The sequence below is a fragment of the Methylobacterium oxalidis genome (genome assembly GCF_007992195.1).
GTDB lineage: Bacteria > Pseudomonadota > Alphaproteobacteria > Rhizobiales > Beijerinckiaceae > Methylobacterium > Methylobacterium oxalidis.
The window spans coordinates 37,078-55,561 of record NZ_BJZU01000017.1 but is presented as its reverse complement, the minus strand read 5'-3'; the positions used below and the strand labels follow the sequence as shown (position 1 = coordinate 55,561).

Genomic DNA, 18,484 nt, shown 5'->3' with positions numbered 1-18,484 from the left:
CCGTTCCTTGCCGAAGCGCGAAATCGGGGTCGTGCGTCTTCCGCCCGGGCGTGCCCGGGGGCCGGGCGTCAGTAGGAACCGCGGGTGAAGAACACCGCCGGGATCGTGCGCAGGATGATCACGAGGTCGCCCCGGAAGGACTGCGACTCCACGTACTGCCGGTCGAGGCGCACCCGCTCCGCGTAGGAGGTGTCCGAGCGGCCGCTCACCTGCCAGGCGCCCGTGAGCCCCGGGCGGACGGCGAAGTAGGCGGCGGCGTCGGACCCGTACTTCTCGACCTCGGCCTCGACGATCGGCCGGGGGCCGACGACGCTCATCTCGCCGCGCAGGATGTTGATGAGCTGGGGCAGCTCATCGAGGCTCGTCTTGCGCAGGATCGCGCCGACCGGCGTGATGCGCGGGTCGTCCTTGAGCTTCTGCGTCTCCGCCCACTCCGCCAGGGCGGCCGGGTTGCTGCTGAGATAGAGGCGCAGCGCCTCCTGGCTGTCGGTCCGCATGGTGCGGAACTTCAGGCAGTCGAAGCCCGACTGGCCGCGGCCGACCCGCCGGTGCCGGTAGAAGGCCGGCCCGCCGTCGTAGGCCCGGATCAGCAGCGCGATCAGCAGGAAGATCGGCAGCAGGAGGAGAAGCGCGCAGAGCGCGGCCGTCAGGTCGAAGCCCCGCTTGACCCGGCTGTCGAGATGCCCGGCGATGTGCTCGGCGAACTGCCCGGCCAGGTGGCCGGACGATGATGCGAGGCGGGCGCGCTGCGCCGACTCGGCCTGCTGAAACTCGGTTCCGACCGCAATCGGAGGGTGCGCAGACATGCAGGTCTCCTGCCTCTGAAAGCCCCCAGTCACTAACTTTCCGTTAAGGTTTCATGCCGCATCGCACCATTCAAGTTTTAATTGAAGCCAGCGGGAGATTACATGTTGGCCACATGCACAAAAAACGTTCAATCCAGAAATATTCTGCAAAATAAGAACAAATACTTGTAAAATCCTCGCGATATACGGTTGAGAGCCGCGAAATCGCGCTTGCGCCCGTCGCGCTCGGTAGTTGCCGGTAGCCGGCCTCAAGCTGCCAGAGAATGCCGGTCAATGAAGCGTTCCGGCGCAGACCTTCCCGGTTCTCGGCGCTCAGTTATAGGATAAAGCCTGGCAGAGATCGATACTGATCTCGCATGTCGGCAGACTAAAGTCGCGGAAGATCGAAAGAATTCATTCGGCGGGTCCGCGGATACGGCCAAGGTCCTGCGTGCCGGCCGTCTGAGGGGTGGCGCGCGGGCCGGACCGTCGAGACTGAAGCAATGTGCCGCGAAGCCTTTCGGCGCCGCACAATTTCCCGCACGCACGCTCCGGAACGGGCACGGGCGCCGCGGCTTGCGAGGCAACCCGGCCGGGTTCAGAGGATGAAATCGCCGGGGTGGAGCGCGGCGGCCGTCAGGTTGACGCCGAAATCGGCAACCTTGTCGCCGTTCACGTCGCCCGAGAGGATCCCGTTCGCGTAGCGGAGTTGGCCGGCGGCGGTGAAGGCCGCCGAACCGACGAAGGTGAATGCCTGGTCGCCCGCGACGAGCGTGCTGGCGTCGATGGCCGACAGGTCGATCCTGTCGCCCTCCGCGGGGGCGAAATCCACGATCGTGTCGCGGGCCGCGTAGGCACTCTCCGCGACCGCGAGGTAGCGGAAGCTGTCGGCGCCGGCCTCGCCGTAGAGCCGGTCGCCGCCCAGCCCGCCGACCAGCACGTCGTCGCCGGCATCGCCGTGGAGCTTGTCGTTGCCCTCGCCGCCGAGCAGCAGGTCGTTGCCGCCGCCGCCCGTCAGCACGTCGTTGCCGCCGAGGCCCGAGAGGGTGTTGGCACCCGCATTCCCCTGGAGATCGTTGGACAATCCGTTGCCGGTCGCGTCGAGGGCGGCGCCCGTCAGGACGAGCCGGTCCACGTTGGCGGGCAGGATGAAGGAGACGCTGGCGCGCACCGTGTCGGTGCCGCCGTCGACCGCCTCGACGATCAGGACGCTCGCATCGCTCACCGTGAAGGTGTCGTTCTTCGCCGTGCCGACGAGGAACTTGGGCGCGGCCGGAGCGGCAGGCGGAACGGGTGCGGTCGGGGCGGCGGGTGCGGCCGGCGTGGCCGAAGGCTCCGCGGGCGGCGCCGCGGTCTGCGGCGCCAGCTCGTAGGCGCGGACGTAATCGATGTCGAGGGAGACGTGGTCGAGCTTGCCCGAGATCGGCCACCCCCCGCCCGCGGCGAGGTTGAGCATCAGGATCGGGTCGGTGTCGAGCGTGGCCGGCGTCGCCACCGACCAGTAGGGCCTGTCGTCGAAGTAGAATGTGGTGGTGTCCGGCCGCACCTCGACGGCGTAGGTGTGCCAGCCGGTGGCGAGCACGTCCGGCCCGGCGACGTGGCGCGCATAGGTGCTGTCGTGGCCGACGAGCGTGCCGCCGTTCCAGTCCCAGTCGTGGATATGGCTGGTGAAGCGGTCCGGCATGGCGGTGCCGTAATGCTCCATCATGTCGATCTCGACGACGTAGTCACGGGCGCCCGAGAGGCGCTCCGCCTCGATCGACCAGAAGGCGGGCCAGATTCCCTGGCCCGCGGGCAGCCAGAGGCGGGCCTCGTAGTAGCCGTAGGGGTCGCCGTCGCGGGCCGTGCGGCTGCTGCCGTCCGGGAAGGTGTTGGCGATCAGGCCGCTCTCCAGCTGGCCAGAGGCGTTGCGGCTCATCTCGATCCGCAGCGCGCTCTCGCCCCCCTGCGTGACGAGGGAGAAGGGCGAGCGCGCCGAACTCGCCGGCAGGAATCTCGCCTCGCCGAAGCCGCCGCCCCAGGGCTGGCCGGTGTACCAGTTAGCGTCCGCCGAGCGGCTGTCCGACAGGCTCAATGTGTCGAACTCGTCGGCGAAGACGAGCGTGTATCCGGCGGGTGCGCTCATGGGTCGGCTTCCGAGGCGAGACTATTTCGCTCTTTCGACGGCCTTGGTTTGTCAACGATCTGTTTCAGAAATCTTAAATTCGCCAGACGAACTGCGCAAATAGCCGGCATTTGCTGGAAATTGTCGCAATCTACTCGGAGAGAAATACGGGACATTCCGCACTATTGTTCATTCGGCCGGGCCGCCGGCCGCGCGACGAATCAGGGCGTCGCCCGCGCGTCGAAGGTCGGAGCCGCCGATCGCGCGGGATTCGGGGCGGATCCCGGCGGCGCGTCGCCCCCCGGGCTCCCGCCGCGCGCCGGCAGGGTCGCGTGAGGGTGAAGCCATAATAAGCACGTTGATTCATATTGAGACGCGCTCAGCGGCAGGATAGATCCATTGCGCCATGTCGTACGCGCTCGGATCACCTCGTCAGCCGGTCGTTCTCCTGCGCCTCGACCGGGCTTTGTCCCCATCCTTCGACGCGCCGGAGCCGGTTCCGTCCGCCCACGCGGTGATGCCCTGCGACTGGGTCCTGGCGGGTGGGCTGCGGGCGTTCCGGGATGACGCGGCCCATCTCGGACGCTCGACGGCGGCGCTCAAGATCTTCCTCACCCTGGCGCTGGAGATCCCCTCGGGGCGCCGGCTCCGGCACGAGCGCGGCTCGGCGCTCCTCGCCTACGCGGAGCTGAGCGCGCTGACGGGCCTGTCCCACCAGCTCGTGGCCGCCGGCAAGAAGCTGCTGGCCGACCAGGGCCTGATCAGCACCCGGCCGGAGGGCCAGGGCCGGCGCCTGCGCTACTTCCTCGAAGGCTACGACGAGGCGCCCGCCCGGCGGCGCCTGCCGTACCGGACGCTTCCCCCGAAGCCGGGCGAGCCCGCCCCCGTGGACCTGCGCCGCTTCTCGACCCGTCAGGCCGGCGACCTGCACGCCCTCAAGGTCTATCTCTGCCTGTGCGCCCTCGGGCGCCCTGGCGAGGACCGGGTCCTGCTCCAGCTCGATAACCTCTGCGCGCTCACGAACGTCGCGGCCGGGAAGGCCCGCGCCGCCCTGGAAACCCTGGCGACCCACGGCCTCGCGGCGCCCAGCCCCGTGCCTGCGCGGGGGTACGGCCCCGGATCCTGTCCCGAATCCTGGGAGGTCGGCGTCGGCCGTCTGCAGCGCTGCTCCGCGGCGTGATCCCGGCGCGGCCCGGAAGCCCCGCCGGCGCCGTCTCCGCCTCGTTCGGGCGGAGCGGCCGTTACCCGGGTGCCATCCCGGTCGCGGTGAGCCGTGCGTGAACACGCCCCCGCGCGCGGGTCGGGCCGCCGAGGGGGCGGCGCACCGCGACCATCCGGTGCGCCGGGATGCGGGTCTCGGGCGCCGCGTCCGGCGGGTCGAGCGGCGGCAGGAAGGCTGCGCGCGCCAGGATCCCGGCACGGCGCAGGCGCCGCCACAGGATCAGGGCGCCGAGGCAGGACGCGACGACCGCGGCGAGCCAGAGGCTCAGCAGCAGGCCGAGGGAGACCCGGTCGTTCAGCTCGCGCATCAGGCCGAGGGCGAAGGCCGTGTACCAGGAGACGCCCGAGATCGCCCCCGAGGCGAGGAAGATGCCGGTCTCGATCCGGGAGACTCCCTGCAGCATCGGCCGGCGCACGTCCTTCAGCACGTTCGGCAGGACGAGGGCGTGGATCAGCGCACCGTTGACCGTGAGCACCGCCACGACGGTGATCTTCGCCCAGAGCTTCGGGTTGGCGAGCTTCTCCGGTGCCTCGACGGTGTAGAGGGCCAGGAAGCCGAGGCCGGACAGCCAGAGCAGCCCGATCCCCACCGCGACGACCTTGCTGATGAAGTGGAAGGTCCGCTCGATCTCCGGCGGCATGCCGCCCCAGCGCATCCAGCGCAGGATCCAGAAGTCGAGCATCGTCGCGCCGCCGAGGCCGAAGCAGAGGCCGATCAGGTGCAGCCCGACGAGGAACGTCAGCAGCTTCACCGGCGGCAATGGTTCGGGCAGCGGCAGGGTGAGCGGGGCGGCCAGAGCCGGCGCGACGCCCGAGGCGAGCCCCGCCGCCAGCACCAGGCCCGCCACGGCTATGCCGGACCGGCGGCTCTCCCGAGACGGGTCCTGCCCGCGCGGAGGCGGGCTGCTCGGGTGTGCAGGTCTCGGTGCCAAGGCCATCGCCATCTCGTCCGCCGTTCCCTGTAGCGCTCGCGAGGCAGCGAGCTCGACGGAGGATCGAAGAGTGCCGGTGAAGAAAGATCCAACACAGATCCTGAAAATTCGCCCCATTGATCTGTTTATCGTCACAAAGATCGAGGTTTGTTTACGTGTATCAAGTACTGTGGTTGAACAAATCAGATATTCAACCAAAAGATGTATAGGTGAGAGATGCGTACCGGATATCGCAGGACGGAAGATACGGGCGAGTCAGGCTTCTCCCTCGTCGAACTGTTGGTTGTATTGGCGATCATCGGGATGATCGCCACGATGGTGACGCCGCAGGTGCTCGGCTATCTCGGCCGTGCCAAGGGTGAGACCGCTCGGATCCAGGTGAAGAACATCGCCCAGGCGGTGGAACTCTACTACCTCGACAACGGGACCTACCCGACGACCGGGCAGGGCCTCGCCGCGCTCGTCGCCGCGCCGCCCGGCGGCATCGGTTGGCGGGGGCCTTACGTGCGCGATGCCAGAGGCCTGACCGACCCGTGGGGCCAGCCGTACCTCTACCGCTCGCCCGGCATCGGCGGCGGACCCTACGAGGTCTACTCCCTCGGCGCGGACGGCAAGTCCGGCGGCACCGGCGACAAGGCCGACGTCGCGAGCCACTGACGATGCCCCGGCGCGGGCGCCGCGCGCCGGGTCGGCCGGCGGATCAAGTCAGCTGAAGCAAATACAATCAGAGATAGAATAGTGCCGCCGGGAGAACAAATATTGTTCTTCTTCTGTCGATTAAGTGGGCGTTAACCATAGTTCGCGCACCTTCGATTGCAGAAGTTCCGGTTTCGATCGAGGCGAAGGGTATGGGACGGTCGAGCGCGTTCCTGATCCTTGGCCTCGCCCTCGCCTCCGCCGCGTCGGCGGCCGAGCCCGAGGCGATCGACACTCCCGGTGCGCGGCCGGCCCGGCCGGTGCAGCCGCTTCTGCGGCGGGGCACGGACCAGTTCGTCGGCGGCGAGGCGGCGCCTGCGGCCGCGCTCGCCGGCGGTCCGGTCAGCCTCAACCTCGTCGAGGTGCCCGTCGCCGTGGCCGCCAAGGCGGTCATCGCCGACACGCTGGGCTGGAGCTACAGCATCGACGAGCGCGTGACCGGCACGCTGACCCTCCAGACCGGCGGTCCGGTCCGGCGCGAGGTCCTGCTCTCCCTGTTCGAGACGGCCCTGTCGAGCCGCGGCGTCGCCCTGAGGCGGCGGGGCAGCAGCGTCCAGATCGTGCCGGCCGGCACCCCCGGCAGCGTGACGCCCGTGCGCCGGCTCTCCGAGGCCGGCGAGGCGGCCCCCGGCAGTCAGGCGGTGCCGCTGCGCTGGATCTCGGCGGTCGAGATGCAGGCGATTCTGGCCGCGGTGGCCCCGCGCGAGGTGGTGCTGCGGGCCGACCGCACCCGCAACCTCCTGATCCTGTCGGGCGACGCCGCGCAGATCCAGGCCCTGCGCCAGACCATCGCGGTCTTCGACGTCGACTGGATGCGCGGCATGTCGACGGCGGTCCTGCCCGTGCGCAGCGCCAACCCGACGGCCATCGCCCGCGACCTCACCCACATCTTCGCGAGCGAGGCGACGGGCAGCGGCGACATCATCCGCTTCGTGCCCAACGAGCCCCTCAGCGCCATCCTGGTGGTGAGCGCGCGGGCCGCCTATCTCGACCGCGCCCGCGAATGGGTGGCGCGGCTGGAGGATCTCGCCGCCGAGCGCGAGCGCCAGCTCTTCGTCTACCGGATCCAGAACCGCTCGGCGCGCGAGCTTGCCGCCGTCCTTCAGGGTGTGGTCGCCGCCGAGACCGGCTCCAGCGTCGCCCTCGGGCAGGGTTATGGCGGGCAGGGCTTCGGCAGTCAGGGCCTCGGCGGACAGGGCTTCGGTGCCGCGGGGTTCGGGGGAGCGGGGTTCGGGAGCGGCGCTCTCGGCGGACCGGCCGGATTCGGCGCGGGCGCCCTCGGTGGGCCGTCGGGCCTCGCGGGAGGCGGGCTCCCCGGAGGCGGTCTCGCGGGCGGCGGCCTTGCGGGCGGCGGTCTCGCGGGCGGCTTCGGCGGGGGAGAGTACGGGGCGGGTGCCTCGCCCGCCGGCGTCGGCGGCGCGGGCGCCCTCTCGGCGACGCCGCCGCTGCGCGCGGGCGACGGCTTCGGGCCGCGGCGCCGGGCGCCCTCGCGCCCGAGGCGGGCGCGTTCCCGACGGCGGGCGGACTCGGCGCGGCGGGGATGGGCGGATACGCTCCGGATGCCGGCTACGGCGCGGCCGGGATGAACGGCCGGCGCGACGCGATCGGCATCGTGGCCGACGAGGCCAACAACAGCCTCGTCATCTCGGCCACCCGCAACCAGTACGACAAGATCCTCAAGATCCTCGGCCGCCTCGACGCGATGCCGACGCAGGTGCTCCTCGAGACCGTGATCGCCGAGGTGACGCTCAACGACAGCCTCGAGTTCGGCGTGCAGTGGTTCCTCAAGAACGGCGGCTCGCGTCTCAACCTCGCCCAGGCCACGACCATCGGCGCGGCGAGCGCGGCGACGGGCGGCACCGCCGGCCTGATCGCGGCGGCGGCGCGCGGGGTGACGGGCTTCAACTACCTGTTGAACAACGCCGACTTCAACGTGGTGCTGAACGCCCTGCGCGGCATCACCCGGGTCAACGTCATCTCCTCGCCCAACATCACCGTGCTCGACAACCGCACGGCCCGGCTCCAGATCGGCGACCAAGTGCCCATCGTGAAGCAGTCGGGCCAGAGCGCGCTGGCGGCCGGCGCGCCGATTCTCAACCAGATCGAGCTGAAGGACACGGGCGTGATCCTGTCGGTGACGCCGCGGGTCAACAAGAACGGCCTCGTCGTCCTCGACATCAACCAGGAGGTCAGCGACGTCGTCCCGACCACGAGCTCCGCCATCAACTCGCCGACCATCCGCCAGCGCCGGGTGGCGACGAGCGTCGCGGTGAACGACGGCCACAGCCTCGCCATCGGCGGCCTCGTGCAGGAGAAGGCGCAGATCGGCTCCGAGAGCGTGCCGCTCCTGGGCGACCTGCCCCTCGTCGGCGCCGCCTTCCGCAACCGCGTCGACGCGCGCGTGCGCACCGAGCTGATCGTGTTCATCCGCCCCAAGGTTATCCGCGGCACCGCGGATGCCGACCGCATCACCGGGGATTTCCGCGAGCAGTTCCGGGCGATGATGCCGATCCGCCCCGTGCCGCCCCCTCCGCCGCTGACGGAGATCCCGGCGGGCAGCCAGGGCCTGCTGCGCCGGATGATCGATTAGGAGGCGGCCGCTCCCGTCCCGAGGCTGTCGATGCGCGCGGGGGTCAGGGCGACGATGTGCCGAGCGCCGGCCGGAGGCCCGCATCGGCGGCGCGGGCGCGCCGTTCCGGGCGCACCGGCACGGGTTCGCCCAGGAACTCCGCCGTGCGGGTGCCCACCCCGTCCGCGACGGCGACGCGGTCCGGCGCGATGGACAGGATGCGCCAGGAGCCGCGGCCCTCGCCTTCCGCGAGCCAGACCGGGGGGCCGCTCCCGTCATCGACGAGGGCGCGCCGGCTGGTCCCGTCGAGGAGGATCCCGACCACCCGCAGCCGTATCTCGGGCGCCGGGGCGCCGGTGACGTCGTCGAGGCTGCCGCGGGCCGTCCAGGCACGCCGGCCCGGGTCGAACAGCGGCCGGGCGAGCGCCGCCTGCGCGGCGGCCGGGGCGGCGACGAGCTCGGGCGCCCGCGGCTCGGCCGGCGCCGACCCGTCGACCGGCCACAGGCCGGCGGCGAGGGCGGCCAGCGCCGCGCCCGCGGCGAGCGCCCGCGGCACCCGGCCCGTCGCGCCGAGCGCCGCCGCGAGGCCGGAGAGGCGGGCAGCGTGCTCGCGGTTCATCGCGGCGCGTCCGCGGCCGGCAGCACCGCGCCGCGGGCGGTGAGGTCGAGGCGCAGGGCGGTCGGCCGCTCCTCCACCGCGTCCGCGGGCCGCGCGATGCCGATCTCCGCGGCCTCCACGACCACGAGGGGCGGCCCCGCCTCCAGCGCCGCGAGGAGCCCGTGCAGGGCCTCGGCGGTGCCGCGCATCTGCGCGTGCAGGCGCGGCAGCGTCGGGCTCCCCGGATCGGCCTCGACGCGCGCCCCGTCGATGACGAGGGCGCGCCCGCTCGCGAGCGCGTCGAGCCGGGCCCGGAAAGCGCCGAGAAGCGCCGCCTCGTCGCCGCCCGAGAGCGGCGCGGCGGGCGGCGGCCGGCCCGCCGCGGCCTGCAGGTGGCCGAGACGGGCGCGGGCCTCCGCGATCTCGGCGCGCGCGTCGAGCAGGCCGCCCACGACCTGCCCGGCGCTAAGAAGGCCGGCGAGCACGAGCCCGGCGGCCAGGATGGTGGCGCCCGGCCGCCCGATCCGCCCGGCGATAGGCCCGATCACGGCGCGGCTCCCGCGGTCGCCGGCAGGGTGAGGACGATCCGCCCGCCCGCCTGATCCGCCTCTGCCGGCGGGCCCGGAGGCCCGAAGCCGGGGATCGTCGCGAGCGCCCGCCGGGCCGCCTCGGGTTCGCGCGTCAGCAGCGTCAGGCTGAGGCCGGCCGGTTCCAGGCGCAGCCTCTCAGCGGAGGCCGTGTCGGGCAGGGCGGCGGCGACCGTCTCCCAGGTCCGGTCCAGGCCCGGCCGACCCGCCCGCGCGGCGGCGAGGCGCCGGCTCGCCGCCAGGAGCGGGGGCGGCAGGTCGGGCGTGGCGGCGCGGCGGGCCGAGAGGATCGCCGCGTCGAGGCTCGCCAGCGTCGCCTCCTGGTGCGCGCGCAGGAGAGCGAGCGCGGTGCCCGCGAGCACGAGGGCGAGGGCGAGCAGGCCGAGATCGGCGCGCCTCAGGCCGCGCAACGCCCGCGGCACCGGGCGGCGCCCCCCGCTCAGGAGGTCCACCGGCATGGCCTGATCCTCGGCACGCCCGACCGTCACGGGGCCGGGCTCCAGCCCGGCGCGGCGCAGCGTGTCGAGGACGGGGTCGAGGCGGGCCCGCTTCAGCACCACGTGCCGCACGCGCAGGGTCCGCGCCGCCGCGTCCTCGCCTTCGACGTACCAGTCGCTGTAGACCGCCTCCGCCCGGAACGGGGTCGCCGCCGCGAGCTCCTGCTCCAGCACCTCGCGCATCCGCGGCAGCGCGGCCACCGGCAGGGTGAGGGCGCGCACGAAGCAGATCTCCGGCTCGATCAGCACCTTCGCCGTCACGGCGCCCCGGCCGCCGCCGCGGATCGCCCGCAGGCGCTCGGCGAGGTCCTCCGCATCCCGGTCGAGCCTGTAGCTGCGCGGGCTCGCCTCCCGGCGGTCGATCACGCCGAGATGCGTGCTCGCCGCGGTGCCGGGGCGAACCGTGAGGTCGCTCCGGGCCCGGTCGGGCCGCGCGTCCGCCTCGCCGAACAGGCCGGCGAGATCGGCGAGCCAGCGCCCGGCGGCGGCGCCGATGCGGCCGGTCTGCGACTGCAGGAGAGATGTTTGCTCGGACACAATACTTGCAGTTGTATGATGGGATCGGAACTCATCTGTCGCGATGATGGGCGTCCGGATGTTTCGATTGCTTTAAGCTTGCTCATCGAGAGTGCAGCCGATCGGGCGAGCCGCGGGATCGGACATGCTGAGCATCTGGGCCGGGAAGAGCCGCCCCCGCCATCCGCGGCCGGACCGGCGCGGCGCGGGCCGCGCGGGCGAGGATCCGGCACGCCGGTTCCTCGACGCGCTCGCGGAGGCGCAGGTGCTCGACGCGGGCGGGCACGAGCGCGCGCTCACCGCCCTCGACCTGCCGGGGCGGCGGCCGCTTCCCCTGCTCCTGACCGAGTTCGGCCTCGTCCACGAGACCACCCTCGTCAGCGCGCTCGCCGACGCGACGGGCCTGCCCTTCCTGCGCGACGAGGAGGTGCCGGGCGAGCCCGTCCTGCCCGGGCTGATCGGGGCCGATTACTGCGCCCGCGCCCGGGTGCTGCCGCTGCGCGCCGACGCGACGCGCCTCGACGTCGCGGCGGTCGACGTGTTCGACCCGGAGGTGCCGGCTGCGCTCGCGCACCTCACCGACCGGGAGGTCGCCGTGACCATCGTCGGGCCCTCCGCCTTCGAGCGGGCGCACCGGGCCGTCTACGGCGACGCGGCGCCCGAGGATCACGACGGGATCGGCGCGGACGACGACCTCGCCCGCCTGCAGGACGTGGCGAGCCAGGCGCCGATCGTGCGGCTCGCCGCGCGCCTCGTGCGCAAGGCGTTCGAGCTGTCGGCCTCGGACATCCACGTCGAGGCCGAGGAGGCGGACGTGCGCGTGCGCTACCGGGTCGACGGCGTGCTGATCGAGTCCGAGCGCCTCGCCCGCTCGGTGCAACTCCCGCTCACCACCCGCATCAAGATCCTCGCCGGCCTCAACATCGCGGAGCGGCGGCTGCCGCAGGACGGCCGCATGAAGGTGCAGGACCGGGGGCGGGACGTCGACATCCGCGTCTCGACCCTGCCGACCGCCCACGGCGAGAGCGTGGTGCTGCGCGTGCTGGACGGGTCCCGCCGGGTCGACGACTTCTCCGGCCTCGGCTTCGACGCGGCGGCGATCGCCCAGATCGCGGCGATGACGGCGCGGCCGAACGGCCTCGTCCTCGTCACCGGCCCGACCGGGAGCGGCAAGACCACGACCCTCTACGCGGCCCTGCGCCGCCTCAACGGCACCCATCTCAAGATCGTCACCGTGGAGGACCCGGTCGAGTACCGGATGCCGGGCGTGAACCAGGTCCAGGCCCATCCGGGCATCGGCCTCGACTTCGCCGCCGCCCTCCGCTCCATCCTGCGCCAGGACCCGGACGTGGTGATGGTCGGCGAGATCCGCGACGGCGAAACCGCGCGGATCGCCGTCCAGGCGGCGCTGACCGGCCACCTCGTCATCTCGACGCTGCACACCAACTCGGCGCCCGCCACCGTGACGCGCCTAGTCGACATGGGCGTGGCGCCCTTCCTCATCGCCGCGACGCTCAACGGCGTCGTGGCCCAGCGCCTCGTGCGGCGCGTCTGCGACGCCTGCGCCGAGGCCGCGCCGGCCACCGCCGAGGAGCGGATCCGCCTGCGGGTGCCGCTCGCCGATCCCGGCTCCCGGCCGCTGACGCTCCGGCGCGCCTGCGGCTGCCCGGCCTGCAACGGCTCGGGCTATCGCGGGCGCATGGTCGTCTCGGAGATCATGCCCCTCGACGCCACCCTGCGCGGCCTGATCAGCGAGGGGGCCGACGAGCGGACGCTCGAAGGGCGCGCGCGGGAGGCGGGCATGGCGAGCCTCGCCGACACGGCGCGGGCCCGCGTCCTCTCCGGCGACACCACCCTCGACGAGGTCGGCCGCGTCTTCGAGGGGCTGCTCTGATGCCGGCCTTCGCCTACCGCGCCTACGCCCCGGACGGGCGCCTGCGCGCCGGCCGGATCGAGGCCGAGGCGCGCGAGCGCGCGGTCGCGGCCCTCAGGGCCGAGGGGCTGCAGGTCTTCGAGATCGCGCCGGCCGCCGCCGCCACCGCGTTCTGGCGGCGCGACCTCCTCGGCCGCGACAGCGTGAACGATGCCGGCCGCATCGCCTTCCTGAAGGAGTTCGGCACCCTGCTCGGGGCGGGGCTGACCGTCGACCGGGCGCTGCGCCTCGTCGAGCGGCAGGCCGCGCCCGCCCTGCGCCCGGTCCTGGCCGACCTCCTTGCCCGCGTGCTGGCGGGCGCGAGCCTGTCGCGGGCGATGGCGGCCCACGCCCAGGCCTTCCCGCAGGACATGGTCGACGCGGTGCGGGCCGGCGAGGCGACCGGCACGCTCAACACCGTGATCGCCGCGCTCACCGCCTCGCTGGAGCGCCGCGACGCGGTGCGGCGCCACCTGCGCTCCGCGATGGTCTACCCGAGCCTCCTCATCCTGATGGCGCTCGGCACCCTCGCCATGGTCATCGGCGTGCTGGTCCCGGCCCTCGCGCCGCTCTTCGAGGGCACGGGGCGGGCGCCCCCGCTCGTGATCCGCGTCGCTTCCGCCCTCGGCGAGGGGCTCGGCCGCCACTGGCCCGCGCTCCTCTGCGGCCTCGTCCTCGCGGCGGCCGGGCTCGCGCGGGCCTGGAACCGGCCGGGCTTCGCGGGCGCGCGCTCCGCCCTCGCCCTGCGCCTGCCGCTCGTGCGCGAGATCGTGGTCGGGGCCGAGCTCGGCCGGATCTGCCGCGTGCTCGGCACCCTGCTGGTGGCCGAGGTGCCGATCCCCGACGCGGTCGCCGCGGCCCGCCCGCTGCCGCGCAACCACCTGTTCCGGGCAGCTCTCGGCGAGGCCGGGCGGCGGCTCACCGAGGGCGGCAGCCTCGCCTCCGGCCTCGCGGCGCTCCAGCCCTACGCCCCCGCCACGCTGAGCCTGATCGCGAGCGGCGAGCAGGTGAACCGCCTGGGCTCCGTGCTGCTCCACGCCGCCGAGATGCACGAGACCCAGACGCGCGAGCGGGTCGACCGCCTCCTCGCGCTCCTGACACCCCTCGTCACGGTGGCGATCGGCGGGCTCATCGGCGGCCTGATCGTCTCGGTGATGGGCGCGATCCTCGGCGTCGCCGAACTCACGCAGTAGCGGCCGGCAGCGTCCGGCCAGCCGCGTGTTGCGTCGGCCGGCCGATCCCGGAGCCGCCACGAAACAGAGGACGGAATACGCCCGCAACGGGCCTGCCCCACAGGGTTAACGCAACGCTTCCACGACGAAGCGCGCGAGCAAGAACTCGAAGGGGCATCCCATGCGTTCGGAAGTCATCGCCTTCTCCGTCGCCGCCACCTGCGCGGTGCTCATCGCCACCGCGCCCTACGCCCGCGGCACCCTCACGGAGGTCCCCTCCCGGGAGGCCGGCACCCTGACCTGCACGCGCAACGGCGACCTCGGCCTCGTCGTCGGGCTCACGCCGGTCGCGGACTGCATCTTCGCGCCGGCGGGCGAGGGCGCCCGCCAGTCCTACCGGGCTCTGTTCGAGCGCGGGGCCGCCCTGCCGGCCGGGCCCCTGGCGTGGCGGGTGATGACCGAGACCGGCACGAGCCGGCCCGGCCAGCTCGACGGGCTGTTCACGGCCTCCCTCGCCCTCGACGAGGGCGGCCGCGCCCGGGACGCGGCGGTCGTGATCGACCTGCGGGGCGAGGGCGCCGTGCTCCGGCGGATCGGCCGCGGCGCGGGCGAGCCCGCGACCCTGGTCCAGCCGCGCCTGCGCCTCGCCGCCGAGCCGGCGCCGGCGCGGGCAGCCCTCGACTGAGCCCGCCCCCGGTACGGGACCGACCCATCTGTTGATGGCGCGCGCCCGGTCACGCTCCGTCAACCCTGCGGCGGCGAGCCTCGGAACCTCTCCCGGAGGAGGGGCACGATGGCATTCCTCGGCAGCGATCGCAGGGGGACGGAGCGGCGGCCGGTCGACCTGCCCGGCTCCGTCGGGCTCGCGAACGGGCGGCGGCTCCCCTGCGCCGTCACCGACCTGTCCGCGGCGGGCGCCCGGCTCGCCTTCGCGGAGATCGGTCTCCTGCCCGTCCGCTTCGCGCTGCGGCTCGGGGCGCTGGCGGCGCGGCCCGTCCGCCTCGTCTGGCGGCGAGGCCCCGAGATCGGCATCGCCTTCGAGCCGCCCGACGCCCCGGAGGCCGGCCCGCCGGCCGCCCGGGACTGAGTCTGGTTGCGCACGCTTCGTGGACGCTCCCTGAGGGGCGCATTACCCTCCTGGCCCTGATCGCCGGCGCTCAGAGGCTGGGTGGATGTCCCGTACCGCGTTCCTTCTGGCCTCCCTGCTGACGATCCCCGTTCCGGCCCTCGCCGACATGATCATCGATCAGGCCATGATCACCGGCGGGGAATTGCGGGTCAGCGGGCGGGTCAATCCTGCGCAATCGGCGACGATCGTCCTCGATGACCGCAGCCAGATCGTGGCGGACAAGGAGGGTCGCTTCCTGTTCCGCCTCGCCTACCACCCGCCGAGCTGCATGGTGACGCTGAAGGCCGGCCCGGACGTGCGCCAGGCGGTCGTCGGCTTCTGCGGGCAGCGCGGGCCCGAGGGGCCGGCGATCCCGCCCCCCGCCGCGCGCGCGGCCGTGCCGGCGATCGTCCCGGCGGTGGCGCCGACCGCGCCCCAGGTCGGGCCCCAGGTCGGCCCGCGCGGGCCTCAGGGCGTCGCCGGCCCGCAGGGGCCGGAAGGCCCGCAGGGCGCGCGGGGCGAGGTCGGCCCGGCCGGACCTGCGGGACAGGCCGGGCCCGCCGGTCCTCCGGGCCCCGTCGGCGCCGCCGGTCCGGCGGGACCCCGCGGCGAGCCGGGGCCCGCGGGCCCGCCCGGTCCGCCCGGTCCCTCCGGCGCCGAGGGCCGCAGCGGCGCGGTCGTCGCGGCCCTGCGGGTGCAGACGGCGAATTGCGGCGAGGGCGGGCGCTGCGTCGCGACCTGCGCGGCCGACGAGTTCGCGGTGAACGGCACCTGCAGCGCGGGCGACCGGCCGGGCATGGACGAGAGCAGCATCTACTGCCTGTCGATGGGCGCGAAGCCCGGCCCGATCACGGCGCGGGCCATCTGCGCCAAGAGGCAGCTCCTCGGAGAGGCCGACGCGCAGGCGACGCCCTTCGCGCAGACGGGACGGGAGAAGACGCGCCGGCCCTGAGCCGGCACCCACCTCTCCCGTTCGGGAGAGGTCGAGTCGGCGACAGCCGACCGGGTGAGGGGTGCGACATCTCCGAAAAGTGCACACCCCCCACCCTGTCCCTCTCGCGAACGGGAGAGGGGACCCGCGATTCATTCGAAGGCGTCGGGGCGGCAGGCGGCGATGGGTGGGGCGCCGCTCACTCGCGCATCACGTAGGTGTGGAAGCGGATGCGCCCGTCCGGGTCGACCTCGCGGTAGACGCCCTGGATCTCGGCCTCGAAGCCCGGGAACAGGTTCGCCGAGCGCTCGAACATCTTGAAATAGTCGAGCATCGGCCTGGCGCGGGCGTCGATCCGCTCGCCGGGCAGCACGGTGCCGATGCCGGGCGGGTAGACGAGCAGCAGCGTCGTGGCGATCCGCCCCTCGGCTTCGGCGATCGGCACGTAGTCGACGCGGTTGCGCGTCAGCATCTGGGCGGCGGCCTTCGGCGGCAGCACCATCTCCGGCAGGTGCTCGGGCGCGAACTGCTTGCGCTGGAGCGCCGAGGTGCCGGATTCCCGGTGGAAGGCGTGGAACTCCGCGCAGAGGTCGCGCAGGCGCACGCCCCGGTAGCGGTGCGGCCTGCGGCGCACGAACTCGGGCATGGCTTCCTCCAGGGCCACGTTGTCGTCGTGCAGCCGCTTGAAGGCGACGAGGCCGGAGATCAGCGTGCCGGCCTTCGAGGATTCGACGCCCGGCGTCAGCAGGAAGAGCAGCGAGTTGAGGTCGTTCTTCTCCGGCACGATCCGGTTCTCGCGCAGGTACTGCGCGACGATGGGCGCCGGCACGCCGTGCTCGGCGTAGGCGCCGGTCGTCCGGTCGAAGCCGGGGGTGAGCACCGTCAGCTTGTTCGGGTCCGTCATGGCGTAGCCCGGGCTCACGTGGCCGAAGCCGTGCCAGGCGGCGCCGGGGCGCAATTCCCAGTGGCGCGGGTCGGCCGCGAGCTCGTCCGTCGAGAGGCTCTCCCAGGGCACCTCGGCCCCGTCCGCGTCCCGCACCGTGTCGGGCACGAAGGGGTCGAAGAACCAGCGCTCGCGCGGGTCGCCGTCGCGCTTCTCCTCGAACTCGCGGCGGATGGCGCGGACCTTCTTGCGCCACTCGATGCCGAGGCGGATCGTGTCGTCCCACAGCACCACGCCGGAGCGGCCCTTCATCATCTGGGCGCCGACGTCGAGGGAGGCGAAGAGCGGGTAGAAGGGCGAGGTCGAGGCGTGGACGAGGAAGCTCTCGTTCAGGCGCCGGTGCTCCACGCGCCGGTCCTGGCCCCGGATGTGGCTGTCCCGGGTGTGGATCTGCGAGGCTTGGCTGAAGCTCGCCAGCTGCTTGTGGGTCGATTGCGTGGCGATGATGCCCGGCGAATCCGGCCCGAGGCCCTTGAGCCCCATCGCGAAGCGGCCCGCGAAGAGGGGGTGGAACTTCATGAAGCCCGCCCAGGCCTCGTCGAACAGGATATAGTCGCACAGGTGCCCGATCCGCTCCAGGATCGCTTGCGCGTCGTAGATCGTGCCGTCGTAGGTGCACTGCTCGATCACGGCGACGCGGAAGGGCCGCTTGCGCCGCCACGCCTCCGGGTCCGTGACGAGGGGATTGGTGCGGATCTTCTCGCGGATCGCGCGCTCGTCGAGCGCTTCCGCGTAGATCGGGCCGATCAGCCCGTAGGCGTTGCGGTCGGTCTCCAGGAAGATCGGGATGCCGCCGCCGAGGAAGAGCGCGCCGTGGTGGGCGGCCTTGTGGTTGTTGCGGTCGAACAGGACGAGGTCGCCCTCCGCCACGAGCGCCGAGAGCACGATCTTGTTCGAGGCCGAGGTGCCGTTGAGGACGAAGTAGGTCTTCTCCGCGCCGAAGATCTGGGCGGCCTCCTTCTGCGCCTTCAGGGCCGGGCCCTCGTGGGTGAGGAGGTCGCCGAGGTCGAGCACGGAATTGTCGAGGTCGTCGCGGAAGATCGCCTCGCCGAGATGCTCCACGAAGATCCGCCCGATCGGCGAGCGGTTGTAGAAGATGCCGCCGTTGTGGCCCGGGCAGGTCCAGAGCTGGTTGCCCTTCTCGGCGTAGTCGACGAGCGCCCCGAAGAACGGCGTCTTCAGGGTCTCGGCGTACTGCGTCACCCGGGAGACGAGGCCGCGGGCGATGAATTCGGGAGTCTCTTCCGCCAGGAAGATGTAGCCGTCGATGAAGTCGAGGAGCTCGACCGGGATGTCCTCGAGGCGCTTGCGCCGAACCATGATGACGATCGGCATCTCCAGGCCGCGCTTGCGCATCATGTTGATGAGCGCGGCGGCCTTGCCGTCGAGGCCGCGCTTGCCCCAGTCGACCACCATGCAGCCGATGGCGGCGTCGGTCTGCACGGCGATGGCCGCGTCCTCGACGCGGCGGGCCCGGACGACCTCGAAGCCGCGCCCCTCCACCGCCGTCACGATCTGCTGCACGCGCGCGCCCTCGAGATCGTCCGGGTCGAAGGCCGGCGCGCACATCAGCACGGTGAAGCGGCGGTGGAAGTCCATGCGGCTGCTCTCTCCTCAGGCGAGGCGCGCAGCCTCAGACGCGCCCATGACAGGCCGATGAAGCCGGTTCGGCGGGCGCTTCAGCCCTTCTCGGCCTCGCGGGCGAGGCGCTGGGCCCGCAATCTCTGCGTCCGCTCCTCGATCGCGCGCTGCTCCGCCTCGTGGTCCTGCCAGGCGAGGGCGCCCGCGATCTCGCGTTCCCGCTGCTTGGCAGCGCGGGTCTCGGCGCGGTCGCGGATGCCACTGTCGTTCGCCATCACGGTTCCTCTCGTTCGGTTGCGGGACCCGGGAGATAGGGCGGATCTCCCGAAAGG

Annotated in this window: 17 protein-coding genes; 9 read left to right on the top strand and 8 right to left on the bottom strand. The window is 72.9% G+C overall.

Features of this window, described 5'->3' with window-relative positions:
- Positions 1-68: 68 nt before the first annotated feature.
- Entirely contained in the window at positions 69-806 is a 738-nt protein-coding gene (locus MOX02_RS05735) for a sugar transferase (protein ID WP_147024842.1), read from the bottom strand.
- Between the two features lie 577 nt (positions 807-1,383).
- Positions 1,384-2,910, bottom strand: a complete 1,527-nt coding sequence (locus MOX02_RS32635; RefSeq protein ID WP_147024841.1) for a M10 family metallopeptidase C-terminal domain-containing protein — start codon at positions 2,908-2,910, stop codon at positions 1,384-1,386.
- A 385-nt stretch (positions 2,911-3,295) separates the two neighbouring features.
- Between MOX02_RS32635 and MOX02_RS05725 the strand changes: the two genes are divergently transcribed.
- Positions 3,296-4,069: a hypothetical protein gene (locus tag MOX02_RS05725; protein WP_147024840.1), complete on the top strand. Its 774-nt coding sequence runs from the start codon at positions 3,296-3,298 to the stop codon at positions 4,067-4,069.
- A gap of 61 nt (positions 4,070-4,130) precedes the next feature.
- Here the strand turns inward: MOX02_RS05725 and MOX02_RS05720 are convergent, their stop codons facing one another.
- Positions 4,131-4,958, bottom strand: coding sequence for a hypothetical protein (locus MOX02_RS05720; protein WP_238179130.1), 828 nt, complete (start codon positions 4,956-4,958; stop codon positions 4,131-4,133).
- A 300-nt stretch (positions 4,959-5,258) separates the two neighbouring features.
- Here MOX02_RS05720 and gspG point away from each other — a divergent pair, with 300 nt between their 5' ends.
- From gspG to MOX02_RS32045, 3 genes are all read left to right on the top strand, one after another.
- Entirely contained in the window at positions 5,259-5,699 is a 441-nt protein-coding gene (gene gspG, locus MOX02_RS05715; RefSeq protein WP_147024839.1) for a type II secretion system major pseudopilin GspG, read from the top strand.
- Positions 5,700-5,890: 191 nt separating this feature from the next.
- The gene (locus MOX02_RS32050) at positions 5,891-7,324 is read left to right on the top strand and encodes a secretin N-terminal domain-containing protein (protein ID WP_170267684.1); all 1,434 of its coding nucleotides are present in this window, start codon (positions 5,891-5,893) and stop codon (positions 7,322-7,324) included.
- Positions 7,279-8,328, top strand: a complete 1,050-nt coding sequence (locus MOX02_RS32045; RefSeq protein ID WP_170267682.1) for a type II secretion system protein GspD — start codon at positions 7,279-7,281, stop codon at positions 8,326-8,328. Before MOX02_RS32050 ends, MOX02_RS32045 begins: the two co-directional genes overlap by 46 nt.
- A 43-nt stretch (positions 8,329-8,371) precedes the next feature.
- On the opposite strand, the gene MOX02_RS05705 is transcribed toward MOX02_RS32045, so the two are convergent.
- From MOX02_RS05705 to MOX02_RS05695, 3 genes are read right to left on the bottom strand one after another with little or no spacing between them, the layout of a single operon-like run.
- Complete coding sequence (locus tag MOX02_RS05705) at positions 8,372-8,926, bottom strand: hypothetical protein (protein ID WP_147024838.1); 555 nt, start codon at positions 8,924-8,926, stop codon at positions 8,372-8,374.
- The gene (locus MOX02_RS05700) at positions 8,923-9,453 is read right to left on the bottom strand and encodes a GspMb/PilO family protein (RefSeq protein ID WP_147024837.1); all 531 of its coding nucleotides are present in this window, start codon (positions 9,451-9,453) and stop codon (positions 8,923-8,925) included. The genes MOX02_RS05705 and MOX02_RS05700 overlap by 4 nt, the downstream gene beginning before the upstream one ends.
- Positions 9,450-10,526, bottom strand: a complete 1,077-nt coding sequence (locus MOX02_RS05695) for a hypothetical protein (protein ID WP_147024836.1) — start codon at positions 10,524-10,526, stop codon at positions 9,450-9,452. The genes MOX02_RS05700 and MOX02_RS05695 overlap by 4 nt, the downstream gene beginning before the upstream one ends.
- Positions 10,527-10,650: 124 nt before the next feature.
- On the opposite strand from MOX02_RS05695, the gene MOX02_RS05690 reads away from it, so the two are divergent.
- The 5 genes from MOX02_RS05690 (at position 10,651) to MOX02_RS05670 (ending at position 15,649) form a co-directional block, all read left to right on the top strand.
- Entirely contained in the window at positions 10,651-12,399 is a 1,749-nt protein-coding gene (locus MOX02_RS05690; protein ID WP_147024835.1) for a GspE/PulE family protein, read from the top strand.
- Entirely contained in the window at positions 12,399-13,610 is a 1,212-nt protein-coding gene (locus MOX02_RS05685) for a type II secretion system F family protein (protein WP_147024834.1), read from the top strand. Before MOX02_RS05690 ends, MOX02_RS05685 begins: the two co-directional genes overlap by 1 nt.
- Positions 13,611-13,770: 160 nt before the next feature.
- Entirely contained in the window at positions 13,771-14,274 is a 504-nt protein-coding gene (locus MOX02_RS05680; protein WP_147024833.1) for a DUF992 domain-containing protein, read from the top strand.
- A gap of 108 nt (positions 14,275-14,382) precedes the next feature.
- Positions 14,383-14,676 carry a PilZ domain-containing protein gene (locus MOX02_RS05675; protein WP_147024832.1) on the top strand — a complete coding sequence of 98 codons (294 nt, stop codon included), beginning with the start codon at positions 14,383-14,385 and terminating at the stop codon, positions 14,674-14,676.
- An 85-nt stretch (positions 14,677-14,761) separates the two neighbouring features.
- Positions 14,762-15,649: a collagen-like protein gene (locus MOX02_RS05670; protein ID WP_147024831.1), complete on the top strand. Its 888-nt coding sequence runs from the start codon at positions 14,762-14,764 to the stop codon at positions 15,647-15,649.
- Positions 15,650-15,827: 178 nt separating this feature from the next.
- Here MOX02_RS05670 and MOX02_RS05665 read toward each other — a convergent pair whose 3' ends face one another.
- Together MOX02_RS05665 and MOX02_RS31000 are read right to left on the bottom strand one after the other, a co-directional pair.
- Positions 15,828-18,170 carry an Orn/Lys/Arg family decarboxylase gene (locus tag MOX02_RS05665; RefSeq protein WP_147024830.1) on the bottom strand — a complete coding sequence of 781 codons (2,343 nt, stop codon included), beginning with the start codon at positions 18,168-18,170 and terminating at the stop codon, positions 15,828-15,830.
- 80 nt (positions 18,171-18,250) lie between these two features.
- Positions 18,251-18,427: a hypothetical protein gene (locus tag MOX02_RS31000; protein WP_170267679.1), complete on the bottom strand. Its 177-nt coding sequence runs from the start codon at positions 18,425-18,427 to the stop codon at positions 18,251-18,253.
- Between the last annotated feature and the right edge of the window lie 57 nt (positions 18,428-18,484).